This is a genomic window from Microvirga aerilata (genome assembly GCF_016743775.1).
Taxonomy (GTDB): Bacteria; Pseudomonadota; Alphaproteobacteria; order Rhizobiales; family Beijerinckiaceae; genus Microvirga; species Microvirga aerilata.
This window is the reverse complement of sequence record NZ_JAEQMY010000103.1, coordinates 1-12,563: the sequence shown is the minus strand read 5'-3', so window position 1 is coordinate 12,563 and position 12,563 is coordinate 1. Positions and strand designations below refer to the sequence as shown.

Sequence of the window (12,563 nt, the reverse complement as noted above, 5' to 3'; positions counted from 1 at the left end):
ATGGTGCCTGCCGAGACGATCTCTCAGCCTCTCCGACTGTAACAATGGATGGCACCGCTGACGAGGATGCTCTCCTTGTTTGACTCCACCTATCCATTGGCGCTTGCTCGGCAGTCACTGCGTGAGGAAGGCCAAGGCGAGGAGTGAAAGCTCACGCCATACCCTGACCACTCCCTATGTTCTATGTTTGTTCTTTTTACGACAGCAGATCAAGGGAGGCCAGTCAGATCATGAGTCGTGCGGAAGCAGCCGAGAAGCTGATTGCGAAGCTTCAATCAAAGATCGCTGAACAGCAGCGGAAAGTCCGTGAGGCTCGTGCTCAAACCAAGCTCGCCGACAACATCACCGCTGAAATGTCGGAATTGAAAGCCGAAGTGACCGACCTTAAGGACGAGGCAAGGGAACTGACCCGCGCCAACCGGGAGCACGTGACCAGGAACGAGACGCTCCAAGCTGAGGGCTGAAGCAAAAGCTCGGAAGCCTAACGGTATCGGCGTCGGCGGGCTAAAGCAGGAAGTCTTACAGCCTTCCCTGTCGTAATCAGCCCAAGAAGCAGACCTGGATCAGTTCTACCGGCTGCGCTTCCTTCAGGGGGGCGTTATGCACCCTCTGCACACTAGCATATACAAAAACAGGCAGCGATGCTGCCCGATTGAGCTTGCCTACTGTTCAGGCAAGAACTATATTTTGCGGTGCAGCACGGCGATTGGCGTCGCAGTGTTGCTGCCCTTCTTGGGCGTTTCCTCCCTAAACTTCGGGCCGCTCGCAAGGGCGGCCTTTTTTCTTAGGTGCCCCGGTTTACTGAATCACGAGGGCAATCCGCAAGTAGACTTATTTGCTACTTCAATCGCCACGCCAGCCGGAGAATTGCGGCAACCTAACCACGAGAACTCACCTTGTCTGTCTGGAACCCGACAAACGCTAACCAGTAATCGTGTCAAACTCGGATAGAGGTATGATCACTTACTCTGTCACCCGAAGAGCCTTTCGATCAAACCGCCCCGCCTGCGAGGCTCCTGGCGCTCAACTTCGACCTGACTTGGTTGATCATCCGCCTCGGCTTCAGATGCTGGCTCGACCTCAGTTTCCATGTGGTCCTCCAAGTCCAACGGAGGCTGCTCGGGCACTTCTGGTGGTTCTCCCAAGATTGGATCAGGTGTGTGTTCCCTCTCCACAGCCTCTGCTGCGGTTGAGATTACCTCAATCCGACCTGGAAAATCGTTCTGGCATTCATAGCAGACGTAATCCTGGAAGCTGGGTCTGATCCGGTGCTCTCGGTCGAGGATAACCTCGTGCGTGACTTCCATCACGAAGAAGCGTCCTTCTGGACTTGCCACATCCACCCGGCTCACGATGCCTTCGCAAAAGCTCCTCATCGGGTTCGGAGGATGGAACTGGACACGTACCTTGTCTCCAATCGCAACCTCGGTCGTAACCACCTCAGCCATCTATGAAAGGTCTACCTTGCCGGGGCAGACGCTCGCTTGCCCACATTGCCGCTTGGGTACGATTAGCCGCGCCGATCTTGCGCAGGATCGCCTTGACGTGGACCTTCACCGTGGCTTCCGTCACGTCGAACTTCCGAGCGATAACCTTGTTGGGTGCACCCTCCATCAAGCAGCCCAGGATTTGCGCTTCTCGCGCCGAGAGCTTGCATTGCTTCAGATCAGAAAGCCTTGGCTCTATCATGTTCTCCTGGAGCGGTTGGTCCTGGGGAGCCCTGTCCGTGATCGAGCGCGCGACCTCAAAGGGTAGGATAATCTCTCCAAGCATGACCAGTTCGAGCGCCTTGATTAGAATTTCAGAGCCACTGGCGGTTAGGCAGATGCCGATCACGCCAGCCTCGTGTGCCGTCCGCACGAAGCTGAGGTCAAATTGATCAGCCAGAGCAACGACTCGGGTCTGTGGCGACCGCTCTTTCACCTGTCTAACCACCTCAAGCACACGAGCGGTGTTCTGGGTGGCTTCAATGATCACCAACCCAGTGTTAAGGGTACAATAGTGGAGGCGCTTTGGACCAGTCACAGGAGCCGTCTCGGCAATCGCAAACGGCGTGTCCCGCAGGATGTGCTGAAGCCCAGACCGAAGAAGGAAGCTGTCACAGATCAGAGCCGTAGAAACGGCTGAAGCGGACTGAGATGTGTAATTATGTACAAGCGTCAGCGGTTGCGCAGTCATCCGTGCTCCCTGGTCGGGTTTCGATGTTAAGGAAATATAAACATATCGTAGGAGGTTTGTCTGTCGTGATTCAGACAAAGATCAGTAATCCCAAAGTTCTACGATTGCTCTTCAATCACATCAGCGTGACTAAGCTTGGCCGTAAGCTATGTAGACGACTAACCTTGACTCAACTGCACTGGAGGGGATCAGGCATAGGCAAAAGAGAAGCGCCCATGAGGGCGCTCGAAAGTCGCGGCCCATATGGGCGGATCAGCCTGTTGCCTGAAGTTCGTCCGACATGGCGGATGAGAGGTGGCTCTGGAGTTCGGCAATCAGCGCCACGTAAGGCTGACGCCGCTCGCGATGGCGTCGCTTCAGGCTGTCGATGATCTGCCTCTTCAGCGCGGGATCGATCCTGCCGCGCTCTACCCGCTGCACCTCATGCTGATGCTCAAAGTCGAGGTTGGACAGGGTGCATGACGTGCTCTGCAACAAACCATGCAGATCAATGGCTCGATCTGCACCGATGATCAGGCGGTTGAGCGCCGAGGATACGTGGTGTTGGTTTTGCATTACGACCCTCGAATGGCTGTGCTGAGCCGCACCTTTTTCGAGGCGCTCAAGCTCAGCACGTACCAATCTTCAAAAAACGTTCATCCCTAAACTATTCTCCTTCGGCACATGTTGGCCATGTCACAGGTCCTGATCTCTTTACGTGGGAGTTCAGGTGCTTGGCGGCAGATTGTGACTGGGTGGCTGCTGAAGGCGTGTCGGGAGGTACTGGAGACGGATGCTCTTGTCTGTCGGTTACCCGACAAGGGTGCTTGCTCTTTCGGATAGTTTAGCGTGTCGTCGCAGGCTTGCTTTTACGCTTGCCGGCCTACGCAAAGGCCCAGGCTCATCTCGGTAGAATGTCCGTAAGATCAAAAACTGGTGTCTGCTCCTATGCAGTAGACGCTCTCTGCTGGTTCAGTTCAGGGGCTCTATCTCTAATCCCGCAGCGACTTTGTTGAAAGTGGATCGTCGAGAGAGAGGCTCTCCGTAACCTTGCCAGCCCCATCCGTGATCTCAAGCCTCCACCCTTGCCACTCTGCGGCTGACACATCATCCTGGGCTCGAAGCTTTTGGATCACCTCCATCGCTGCTATCAGCGCAGCATCAATGTCGGATACCAGAATGCCCTCCTCATCGCGGATCACGTCCTCGCCATTATTCAGGTGAACATGGAAGCGCGAGAGCATCAGATCGAAGTGGCCTCCTTGGAGTGCCAACTACCAAATAAACCTACGTTAGTTCACATCAAGCTACGGACTTCCGAAACGAAGTAGATTTTGGATTGAACCCCGTCAGACGCAAAGATTGGTTAGCAATCAATTCGTCTGCTGCTGCCTACTCCCAAAAAGGCTCATAGAACCTGTTGCGATTTTACCCGTTGCGAACAAATTGAAATAATAGCTAAGCTCGCGAGAGCGGACGCAGTTGCATTAGGAGCGGGTTGATGGTGCGGAACGGTCGCCATGCTACCAAGCCGGAAGACGGTGGCGAACGCCAGCGCGCCAAGGAGCATCAGCCTGATGCTCCGTAAGCTGGCCTCAAGGTCTCAGAAGCCTTCGGAGCACAAGCGTCCGGAGTAAAACCTGCCTCCATGGCTCGGACCAGCTATCAAGGTCTCATTGCTGTGGGGACTGGCCGATCAGGCGATCTATCATGGCCTTCACCGCTCGCATCTGCGGCCCGTTCTGGCCGTAGTAGTTCGACCCGCTGTAGCCCCAGAAATCCCAGCACCGGTTCGGGTTTGCCGCTGACGCCGTCGCCTGCGGATACAGGATGATAATGTTGTTGCTTGCAGCCCAACGATTATAACCTGCATCCCGGATAAAGTCGTCGTGGACGCTGGCTACATCCTGCTTGCAGCCATGGAATGCAACATGCAGGCGGCACGGCTCGGCGGCACATGAGGCTGGGACATACAGGTAACCGACGCCGTGAAGGCTGACGCTCGCGTTGCTTGCATTGAAGAACTCCGATTGATTGAAGGCAACCAGGGTCCCGTCGCGATGAGGATCATCCGAGGCTGGCTTGAAGTCATCGGGATAGAGGTGGCGCAGGAGCATCACAGCCGCCTCATAGTCGCATTGGATGACGAACGGCGGCTGGTGTTCGCTGCATTCTCGTATGGGAAACTTGCTCTCCCCAGCAAATCGACTGACCGGCATGCCGTGATTGGCCGCAGAGCCGGTCTGGTTACGGTCGAACTGAAGTTTTGAGCCGTGAACCCCAAGGGTGTCGTAGACTTGCCTGAGCGTCTCCATCACCTGGAGCGGGACAATGGCATCGCTCTTGCCGTGAAACAGCCAAACCCGGCTGTCCGCGAGATGGGACGGATTGTCGATCAGACCCTGGTCTGCCGCCTCTCTGATGACCCTGAGAGAGTCCTCGTTCTTTGGTGGCGAAGGACGAAGGCCGTAGTAGCGGTCACCATAGTAGTGGGTACAGGCCACCACTGCCGCTGAAACCCGATCCAGGGGTGCTGGCCAGAAGGGCGACCATGGATTGGGAATGCTCTCGACACAGCCGAACGGTCCGCCTGCGATGATCCCTGCACCCTTCACCAGATGAGAGAAGGCAACATGAAACTGATGCGCGAAAAAGCCACCAGAGGACAGACCAGACACGGTGATGGCTGAACGGTCGAGAGTTGGAATGGCAGGCAGCTTCTGGCTTGTGGAGCGCGGCGGCGGGTCGGCTAATGGGTCATGATCGGCTTGCCCAGCCACGGGCAGCAGCATCGCAACGGCAAGCGCCAGCCTTACCAAGGAGCGGACCATGATTGTCAACCTCCGGTGAGCAAACCACAGGAGTCTGACAGGCAAGGCCACGCTTCACAAGAACCCGACCCGGCACCTTGACCGCTCCTACCCCGCATTGCTTCCGCCGGGGCTCAGCACTGGCTCAGATTGGCCTTGATCCGTTTTAGCTCTCATCAATTCGACCGGCTCGGCTGGGTTGATCGCCGAGATGGCATGCTTAAAGATAATCTGAGAGCTATCACCTCTCACAAGCTGGACCGTGTAGCTGTCGTACCGCTTGATCCGGCCTTGCAGCCTGATCCCGTTGACGAGAAACATCGTCACATCAATGTTGTTGGCGCGCACATGCTTCAGGAATGCGTCCTGGATCGTAGCTGTAGATTGTGCGGGCACGTTCTAATCCTTTGCGAGCATCCTCGCAGGAATGCCTTTTTGGAGTTCTCAGCCGCACTAGCATAAACTCAGTCAAGGCCACTGACGATGGGGGAACACTTAGGCAGAACCTCGGGCGACTGCGGCTACGGGAAACCGCTCAACCTCAACAACCCTTGTGCCTTGGGGCACTTCGTGATCCGCAGAGCCACGTGGCCCGCCTGCCTGCTCATCCAAATGGAGACTGAGTCGCTCAATCTCTACCTCCGTCATCGGTGTTCCATGCTCGGATATCATTTCAGCAAGGTCCCCCGGGAGGGCATCGACTTGCTCCTGGAGGAGGAAAAAGGCGGCACGGATGGTACTCAACTCCTGTTCGTCAACGACAAAGGTGAGTTTCTTCATAGGGTTATATTAGCCTCTAAGCTTATCATTTGATGCTATAACTATGTACGGCGGAAACAAGGCAGGATTTCTGTGCATGAGCGCAAAGCCACGACTCCTTGACGCCCAAGGAACTTCATCCTGCACAGTCTCTTCTGTTATGGTCGGGTAAGTAACCTCTTAAGTGCACCGAGTAGCTTATCAATGCCAGAACCCCGGTCGGTCCGTCTTGCCATCCTGATCGATGCCGATAATGCCTCCCCACGGATTGCGGATGGCCTCTTTGAGGAGATTGCCAAGATCAGGGAAGCCAGTGTGCGGCGCATCTACGGCGACTTCTCAGGCGCACGCCTGAAGCCGTGGGCCGACATTCTCGCAAAGCATACGATCATCCCGCAGCAGCAGTTCGCCTATACGACCGGTAAGAACGGGTCCGACATAGCTCTCGTGATCGATGCTATGGACCTCTTGCACAGGGGACGATTTGAGGGCTTCTGCCTTGTATCGTCCGACAGCGACTTCACGCGCCTCGCAGGTCGCATCCGAGAACAGGGCGTCGATGTGTTCGGCTTTGGCGAGCAGAAGACGCCCGAGAGCTTCCGGCAAGCCTGCCGCCGGTTCATATCGCAAACCCTGGAATTTTCGGGCATTCAGGAATCGACCAGGAGCGTGTTCGCAAACATCTGTTTTCGGAACGGGGTCAGGTTCCATCATCCTCGTCATTGTCCTCCCACGGGCCATACTGCTCGGGAGCCTTCCCAACTTTCTTGAGCACCTTCGGGTAACAGGTCTTCGCCGCCTTCTGGCCCAGGCCGATGACCTCGACGATGAACCGCCAGTCATCGCCGTAATCGAACATGAACAGCATCTTGTGGCCCACGTCGGGGAAGGCGTCGGCCACGCGGGTTTTTTCCACGCTCTTGGCCTCCGTGCTCTCACCCATATCGGCGAACAATTCGTACTTTGGCTGGGAACGCATCACGTCCTGGCCCTTGAGCTTTGAATAGAAGCCGAAGGCGTGGTCGAACTCGAAGCCAAACGCGTGGACGATGGCCTCGGCCAGATCGCTGAGCGTTTTACGGCTTTCGACCTCGATCTCCCGGTAGATGGTCGGCTCATCCTGGAGCGTAACCCGGGCCATATGTGTGCGAGCTTCGGTCATTCGGCCTCACGATGTCTTTGCACTGAGGAGCAGTCCGAATCTGAGCACTGCCCGGTTAAACTTTCCTCTGGCACAGTTGGCGGTGGTTTGGCCGAACTCGCCACTCCGATGCTCCTCTGAGCAATCCATTCAGAGCCTTAGTCCTTACTTTTCTGTAGCCCTGGCGAGGAGCCGGGTTCCTGCAATGGATCAACCACCGGCTCCTGCTTAAGTTTCTCATCGAGAGCCTTCTGCCAGTCGTCGAGGTCAGGACCTTCCGTCATTGTCTTTACAAACTGTCGCCCGAACCATTGAGTTACTCCGTACCAGAGCAGGTCCACCAGAATGCTCCGGATCATCTGGAAGACACTCATGATGGCCTCCATTCCGACCTCCCCCTCTCTATGCAGAAGCAGAGGCATGGTAGGTGAACATTGGGTCGAAATGCTGTCAGCTTTGTTGAAGACCTTTCTACCCTGCCGCGTTCGTTCCTGCACTTGTCGGAGCTACCTGCGTGGGTGATATATACGAGCAGCACTGGTGCTCACTGATCATTGAAATGTACCCCACACGAAACGAGATTTCCTGCTCCCGCGCTATTCAGGCGAGAGACCGAGCTATGGCACCATGTTGATCGGGTAGGACGAGCCGTCACGTGCACAAGATATTTATCGACAGGTTCCCATTCGATTACTGCCGGTTTAAGGATACGACCAAGCCGGGCTGGTTCTGCGGCTATAAGGACGGCACCTACGACCGGACGCCTGACGAGAGCAAGGCTCTCGAACTAACCACCGGAAGGCGGTCATTCTGGTCAGCGATATGCGGGACAAAGGGTATAATGCCTACTGTCTACCACCCGTCCCGCTGCCACCCGTTTCGGCGAAATAGGCGTTGAACGTACGATCCGACAGCGATTTGGGCTTAAATCCTTCCATCATGAGTGAGACTACCCATCATCCTATCAGACGAGCCACTATGACAATGATCATAGCTCCCAGAGTTGCAGCGGCGATGCGATGTGCCAGTGGGTTGCTGATGCGCAGATCAATGCTGAGCCGCTCCAGCAGGAAGCCGCCAATGAGCGATCCAGCAAGCCCGGTGATCACGTACTGAAGGAGACCTGATCCGCCGACCAGCCAGCTTGCGATCCAGCCTGCCAGGACACCAACTCCGACCTGGGCGGCGATGGCACGTTTGTTGAGCGCAGCGTGTGCCTCGTGATCAATGCTGATGCGGACCGGTGACCGAAAGCCGGGTGCGTCTGTTGGCTTGTTTTGCGTCCGCGAACGATTTGGCTTTTTCGTCATGGTGCTGAGCGACTACAGGGAGGTCAAGTTTCAGCGACCAGAGTCTTGGTGTATTGTCCAGATGTTCGTACCTGACGGTGAAACTGAGGGAGGCATAAGGTATCGTAGAGCTACAGAGGACGATCGCCTGACCCACAATGAGGCAATCATAATGAACTCCTTTACCTATCGTTCGCCCTCCTCTTGCTTCTCCAAGCTCAAGTTCCGTAGCTCTGTCAGGACGTACTCAAATGGCTCTGCGGTTGGGAAAGTTCGCAAACGCGAGTGGCTAACCCGCGAGGGCCGAGCTGGTAGGTGGCGGTAGAGAGGATCCTCTTCTTTTCTACTACAATGCGGTTTGCGTGTCCCTGCAGTTACGACTGGAGTTCACGTGCGTTCACTTAGCGGATCATCTCAAGGTGGGATTCAACAGCGGCTTCCCACATCCCGCCTCACCCTTTTGGAGCTTCCGTTCAAGTTCCAGAAGGCAGCCTTGCCGCTCTCCATCGGGAACCATCGGAACCCTAAGTTCGTCCTGATGTAGTCGCGGGTGGCAACATCCAGTGAGAGTGAGCCATCAGCTATCTCGGCGAGCTTTTTTATCGCCTTGGAGCCCTCCAGCCCGCACCCGTCGCTTCTTCCTCAGAACAGAACCATCGCTCACCAGCGGCTACATTCAGAACTGTCCGTTCGTAATCACGGCTTCCAGGAAGGTGATAAATCCGGTCGCCTTTTTGGTTGATGTTCCCTTTGATTTTGCAGTCCGGCCTTTCAGCGGTCTTCTCTGCTGCTCTGTTCAAGATAGGAATCCCCGCAGATGAGTTGTTATCCCGCTTGCCTCTCCGCCAATCCCAAGGGTAAGTGAAGGTGCCAGCCCATATTCCCCGCTTCCTCGCCCGAGCCTTATCCTCCTCCGAAACGTATTCTGTTCCGTACTGGCGATAAGCAAGGGCATATCCTTCCTCAACGAGCCATGCGTTCAAGTCCTCACCCTTTACAGAGCAAACCGCCACGATCCGTTGGTAACGGTCAGTGTCCTTCTGCTCACAAGAGACGTTTGCTGTGGCAATCTTGTCGGAGAGAGCGAGAGCTGCTTTTTGACCGCAGCGATATGTCTGTCCATCCATGCTCTGACACATCTGAGCACTCTCAGGTGCGTCAACACCATGAAGGCGGATGCGTGTTCCGCGAATATCAAGAGTGTCCCCGTCGATTACGGATGCGCGGCCAACTAACGGCTCTGCGAGGACTGGCGTTGCTGACACTATCAAGCCAGCAAAGATGAGATAGGCTGTTTTCATTGAGAGTAGCAGTACCTTAGGAGGTGGGTTCGTTGCGCTTTACATATACCATCATAGAAATGCCCGCAGGGTGAACCCACGGGCAGCGTGTTCAAAGCGATTGCTACTGATGGCTTAGCAGTTTCCGCTGCGGCCACCCTGCTTGCAACCAGCCGCACGGCCACCACAGTTAGAGCCGTCCTTTGCAGTGTCGTATGAGTTCGTGCAGGCGTTTGCAGTAGAGATTGAAGCCAGCGGTGAAAGAACAAAGGCTGCACCGAAAGCAAAGGCGATTAGAAGCTTCATAGGAATGATCCAAAAGGTGCTGCCGATATTCTTTATCTGGTGGCGGTCAGTCCCAAAAAACCCACCATGATCATCTTCCTACGAAGCTGGGCCATATTCAAGCCACAATTGCTAGCTGGCAGCGAGAGCCAAGTGGCTTTTCCCGTGACTGCTCAGCTATATGGCTCCCTCGCCCAAGCAGGAGCGTCTGATGCTGCATACCTTCCAAGTCGGTCAACTCGTACGTGCTACAGGAAAGTTCTCCGACCAAACAGGACAGGAGGGTGTATACGAAGTTGTTCGCCTCCTCGCCGTCGACGCTGATGGTATGCCGAAATACCGAATCAAAAGTCCAAAGCTAGGAACCGAGCGAGTGGTCAACCAGCCGGAGATTGCTAAGGCTCAACAAGCGTAAGGCTATCCAGCTTCTCTGACCTCAAGAAGCCGAAGATTTCCTGTAAACTCGTAGCGACGCTGGAAACTGGCTATCCACACCCATCTACAGCTCAACAAGAATGTTCTCTATTTGTTCTCATTCCGTGTTACTTTGAAAGTATGACTAGGGAGAACAAGAATGAGATTACCTCGCCTGTCGCTGCGTATCTGGAAGCTGCTCGACGCTCATGCCGAAGGGCCGTTGGCAATTGGAGCCTTGGCTCTCATTGTGCTGGTGTTGGTTGTAGCCAAGTATCTTGCCGATCTGTGAGCTTAGTAGGGAACTCGCAAGAGGCTTGGCCGTTGGCCTCATGAACTTCATTGGTCCCTCTGATAAACTCAAGAGCCTGACGGTATCGTGCCATCAGGCTCTTTTTTTGGATGTTGGCCTACTGTCGCATTAGCCAGTTTCCCAGCCACCTTTCCGGGCCTCAGGTGAACATCTCTGCTCAACATTGGAGCGTCGCCGGGTCACCAAGTCGTTCCTTTGGGTACAATAGCTTGGTCAGTCTAAGCTTCTATCCCCATTCTCCACAGACTTCCTGATAGCCCATAGACGAACCATCAGGCTCTATGAAGTGTTCTTTTTTGGTTCTCATGGAGATTTGCCGTGCCAATCCGCAGACGCAAGCTGGGTACGGAGCAAGTTCTTGAAGCTCGGTGGAGGTATGCCGCAGAGGAGCGGGAGTTCAGCAAGCTCGGTCGGGATCATGGAGTCCGAGGGGAGACGATCAAACAAGTAGTCCTTGGAGAAACGTACAAAGACTTACCCATGCCTCCCAAGAGGATGCTGAGCGAGCGACCATTCCCCTATGGGTAAGTCCCTCCTGAGGCTCTCAAATAACACCTATGGGCAGATTGCGGGTGAAGCCTTGTTGGCTTATGTCCTTCCATCATGCCGCGCTACAGCCTCGTTCTCTACAACCAACGCCATAGGGTCCAGTATCCTGAAACCCTGAGCCTTCCCGATGTTGATGCTGCTCAGCGCGTCGCTCGGAGGGTAGCAAAAGTCTTTATGGATGTTGTCCCGTATTGGGGTGATCTGACTTCCGATCAGCAAGGCCGCTATGTGGTTGAGATTGTGGGCGAGGCGGGTGAACTGCTTTTGACCGTGCCATTCAGGGAAAGGACAAGGCGCACGTTGGGCCGTCTGAAACGATCGGCAAGAAAGCGGAAAAGCCCCACCAGGATGGCTTATCTGATGGGGCTGGTAAGTTCAGGGAGCAACGGCCTTAGCTTAACAGATCATTTGGATGGGTCTGTGCGGCGGCACACTGAAGCTGTTTGGTGGTCGCCTTCGCCAATTTCTCGGCCACCTTTCCCGGCCTCAGGTGAGTGTAGCGGCTCAACATCCGTGGATCACGGTAGCCGCTAGCGAGAAAGCCTGTAAAGGGTTCTACTAACTTGAATTGGCGTCCACTTTCCGCCTCTTGCTGTCGGTATCTCCCGCTCGTTTAATGCTTGCGCTATGGCTCCAAGAGAAGTTATGCCCTGAGCCTCAAGCTCGTCGATCAAGGGAGCCAAATCATTAGCCCTAGAGGATCTGACGAGAAGTCGAACTCGGTGAGTTCAGTATCTCAGCGGTGGTGAGCCCATCGCCTAATCGACCGCGGGTGCGTCCACTTAATCGTCCGACGATCTAACTGATCTTCCCCCGATTGGGTGGACACCGGGTTAGCTCGCTTTCCGCTCGGCCTGTTCGGGCGTGAGATACCCGAGTGCCGAATGAATGCGCTGCCGATTGTAGTAGCTCTCAATGTAGCCGAGCAGATCCCGCCGTGCCTCTTCGCGCGTCGCCCAGTTCCGCTGGTGGACCAGTTCCACTTTCAAGGAGTGGAAGAACGACTCCATGGGAGCGTTGTCATAGCAGCAGCCTGTTCGGCTCATCGATGGCTTGGCCTTCATGGAGGCCAACTCCCGGGCATAGGCCTCGGCTGCATATTGGCTGCCGCGGTCCGAATGATGAATGAGACCAGGACCTGGTCGCTGCCGCTGGGTGGCCATCATCAGAGCGCCAAGGGTCAGCTCGGTGCGCATGTGATCGCGCATCGCCCAGCCCACCACCTTCCGGGTGGCAAGATCCAGCACCGCAGCCAGGTAGAGCCAGCCCTCACCAGTGGGAATGTAGGTGATGTCGGCGAGCCAGACGCGGTTGGGCACGGACACGGTAAACTCCTGCTGCAGGAGATTAGGCGCAACCGGCAAGGAGTGTCGGCTGTCGGTCGTGGTCGGCCGGAAGCGGCGTCGGCCCAAAGCCCGGATGCCATGCCGGTGCATCAGCCGTTCGACCCGGCCGCGGCTGACCCGGTGGCCTTCTGCTCTCAAGGCTGCGTGCATCCTCGGGCTGCCATAACGCCCCTGATGACGAGCATGGAGGCTCTGCACCTCCTGCAGCAGGCGCCGGTTC

16 protein-coding genes and 1 pseudogene are annotated in these 12,563 nt (G+C 55.7%); 5 read left to right on the top strand and 12 right to left on the bottom strand.

Features of this window, described 5'->3' with window-relative positions; translation table 11 throughout:
* Positions 1–230: 230 nt before the first annotated feature.
* Entirely contained in the window at positions 231–464 is a 234-nt protein-coding gene (locus JKG68_RS27700) for a hypothetical protein (protein WP_202065183.1), read from the top strand.
* A gap of 507 nt (positions 465–971) precedes the next feature.
* On the opposite strand, the gene JKG68_RS27695 is transcribed toward JKG68_RS27700, so the two are convergent.
* The 6 genes from JKG68_RS27695 to hfq all read right to left on the bottom strand — a co-directional run bounded on the left by JKG68_RS27695 (position 972) and on the right by hfq (position 5,363).
* Positions 972–1,310, bottom strand: a complete 339-nt coding sequence (locus tag JKG68_RS27695) for a hypothetical protein (protein WP_202065181.1) — start codon at positions 1,308–1,310, stop codon at positions 972–974.
* Positions 1,311–1,440: 130 nt separating this feature from the next.
* A complete protein-coding gene (locus JKG68_RS27690; RefSeq protein WP_202065179.1) occupies positions 1,441–2,178 on the bottom strand; it encodes a LuxR C-terminal-related transcriptional regulator in 738 nt (245 codons plus the stop codon).
* Between the two features lie 252 nt (positions 2,179–2,430).
* On the bottom strand, positions 2,431–2,733 hold the full coding sequence (locus tag JKG68_RS27685; RefSeq protein ID WP_202065177.1) for a hypothetical protein: 303 nt from the start codon (positions 2,731–2,733) through the stop codon (positions 2,431–2,433).
* 416 nt (positions 2,734–3,149) lie between these two features.
* A complete protein-coding gene (locus tag JKG68_RS27680; RefSeq protein WP_202065176.1) occupies positions 3,150–3,401 on the bottom strand; it encodes a DUF6894 family protein in 252 nt (83 codons plus the stop codon).
* A gap of 429 nt (positions 3,402–3,830) precedes the next feature.
* Entirely contained in the window at positions 3,831–4,988 is a 1,158-nt protein-coding gene (locus JKG68_RS27675; RefSeq protein ID WP_202065174.1) for an extracellular catalytic domain type 2 short-chain-length polyhydroxyalkanoate depolymerase, read from the bottom strand.
* Between the two features lie 87 nt (positions 4,989–5,075).
* A complete protein-coding gene (hfq, locus tag JKG68_RS27670; RefSeq protein WP_202065172.1) occupies positions 5,076–5,363 on the bottom strand; it encodes an RNA chaperone Hfq in 288 nt (95 codons plus the stop codon).
* Positions 5,364–5,930: 567 nt separating this feature from the next.
* On the opposite strand from hfq, the pseudogene JKG68_RS27665 reads away from it, so the two are divergent.
* Positions 5,931–6,350 (top strand): annotated as a pseudogene (locus JKG68_RS27665) (NYN domain-containing protein); the annotation flags it as partial.
* 76 nt (positions 6,351–6,426) lie between these two features.
* On the opposite strand, the gene JKG68_RS27660 reads toward JKG68_RS27665, so the two are convergent.
* From JKG68_RS27660 to JKG68_RS27645, 4 genes are all read right to left on the bottom strand, one after another.
* A complete protein-coding gene (locus JKG68_RS27660) occupies positions 6,427–6,888 on the bottom strand; it encodes an IS1096 element passenger TnpR family protein (RefSeq protein ID WP_202065167.1) in 462 nt (153 codons plus the stop codon).
* A 137-nt stretch (positions 6,889–7,025) separates the two neighbouring features.
* Positions 7,026–7,253, bottom strand: a complete 228-nt coding sequence (locus JKG68_RS27655; protein ID WP_202065166.1) for a hypothetical protein — start codon at positions 7,251–7,253, stop codon at positions 7,026–7,028.
* Between the two features lie 570 nt (positions 7,254–7,823).
* Complete coding sequence (locus JKG68_RS27650) at positions 7,824–8,177, bottom strand: GlsB/YeaQ/YmgE family stress response membrane protein (protein WP_202065165.1); 354 nt, start codon at positions 8,175–8,177, stop codon at positions 7,824–7,826.
* 578 nt (positions 8,178–8,755) lie between these two features.
* The gene (locus JKG68_RS27645; protein WP_202065164.1) at positions 8,756–9,457 is read right to left on the bottom strand and encodes a thermonuclease family protein; all 702 of its coding nucleotides are present in this window, start codon (positions 9,455–9,457) and stop codon (positions 8,756–8,758) included.
* Positions 9,458–9,932: 475 nt separating this feature from the next.
* Between JKG68_RS27645 and JKG68_RS27640 the strand changes: the two genes are divergently transcribed.
* From JKG68_RS27640 to JKG68_RS34945, 3 genes are all read left to right on the top strand, one after another.
* Complete coding sequence (locus tag JKG68_RS27640; RefSeq protein WP_202065163.1) at positions 9,933–10,136, top strand: hypothetical protein; 204 nt, start codon at positions 9,933–9,935, stop codon at positions 10,134–10,136.
* Positions 10,137–10,295: 159 nt separating this feature from the next.
* Complete coding sequence (locus JKG68_RS34345) at positions 10,296–10,427, top strand: hypothetical protein (RefSeq protein ID WP_281399239.1); 132 nt, start codon at positions 10,296–10,298, stop codon at positions 10,425–10,427.
* Positions 10,428–11,051: 624 nt separating this feature from the next.
* Complete coding sequence (locus JKG68_RS34945) at positions 11,052–11,531, top strand: DUF6894 family protein (RefSeq protein WP_376773224.1); 480 nt, start codon at positions 11,052–11,054, stop codon at positions 11,529–11,531.
* Here JKG68_RS34945 and JKG68_RS27635 read toward each other — a convergent pair.
* Together JKG68_RS27635 and JKG68_RS27630 are read right to left on the bottom strand one after the other, a co-directional pair.
* Positions 11,528–11,671, bottom strand: coding sequence for a recombinase family protein (locus tag JKG68_RS27635; RefSeq protein WP_246515951.1), 144 nt, complete (start codon positions 11,669–11,671; stop codon positions 11,528–11,530). The two genes, JKG68_RS34945 and JKG68_RS27635, sit on opposite strands and share 4 nt — an antisense overlap.
* A gap of 159 nt (positions 11,672–11,830) precedes the next feature.
* The coding region (locus JKG68_RS27630; protein WP_202065161.1) for an IS3 family transposase at positions 11,831–12,563 on the bottom strand (733 nt) is incomplete at its 5' end.

What these genes read in the sequence shown, in the direction of transcription:
- JKG68_RS27700 (WP_202065183.1), top strand. Translation starts at nt 231, where the DNA reads ATGAGTCGTGCGGAAGCAGCCGAGAAGCTGATTGCGAAGCTTCAATCA.
- JKG68_RS27690 (WP_202065179.1), bottom strand. Translation starts at nt 2,178, where the DNA reads ATGACTGCGCAACCGCTGACGCTTGTACATAATTACACATCTCAGTCC.
- JKG68_RS27685 (WP_202065177.1), bottom strand. Translation starts at nt 2,733, where the DNA reads ATGCAAAACCAACACCACGTATCCTCGGCGCTCAACCGCCTGATCATC.
- JKG68_RS27680 (WP_202065176.1), bottom strand. Translation starts at nt 3,401, where the DNA reads ATGCTCTCGCGCTTCCATGTTCACCTGAATAATGGCGAGGACGTGATC.
- JKG68_RS27675 (WP_202065174.1), bottom strand. Translation starts at nt 4,988, where the DNA reads ATGGTCCGCTCCTTGGTAAGGCTGGCGCTTGCCGTTGCGATGCTGCTG.
- JKG68_RS27660 (WP_202065167.1), bottom strand. Translation starts at nt 6,888, where the DNA reads ATGACCGAAGCTCGCACACATATGGCCCGGGTTACGCTCCAGGATGAG.
- JKG68_RS27655 (WP_202065166.1), bottom strand. Translation starts at nt 7,253, where the DNA reads ATGGAGGCCATCATGAGTGTCTTCCAGATGATCCGGAGCATTCTGGTG.
- JKG68_RS27650 (WP_202065165.1), bottom strand. Translation starts at nt 8,177, where the DNA reads ATGACGAAAAAGCCAAATCGTTCGCGGACGCAAAACAAGCCAACAGAC.
- JKG68_RS27645 (WP_202065164.1), bottom strand. Translation starts at nt 9,457, where the DNA reads ATGAAAACAGCCTATCTCATCTTTGCTGGCTTGATAGTGTCAGCAACG.
- JKG68_RS27640 (WP_202065163.1), top strand. Translation starts at nt 9,933, where the DNA reads ATGCTGCATACCTTCCAAGTCGGTCAACTCGTACGTGCTACAGGAAAG.
- JKG68_RS34345 (WP_281399239.1), top strand. Translation starts at nt 10,296, where the DNA reads ATGAGATTACCTCGCCTGTCGCTGCGTATCTGGAAGCTGCTCGACGCT.
- JKG68_RS34945 (WP_376773224.1), top strand. Translation starts at nt 11,052, where the DNA reads ATGCCGCGCTACAGCCTCGTTCTCTACAACCAACGCCATAGGGTCCAG.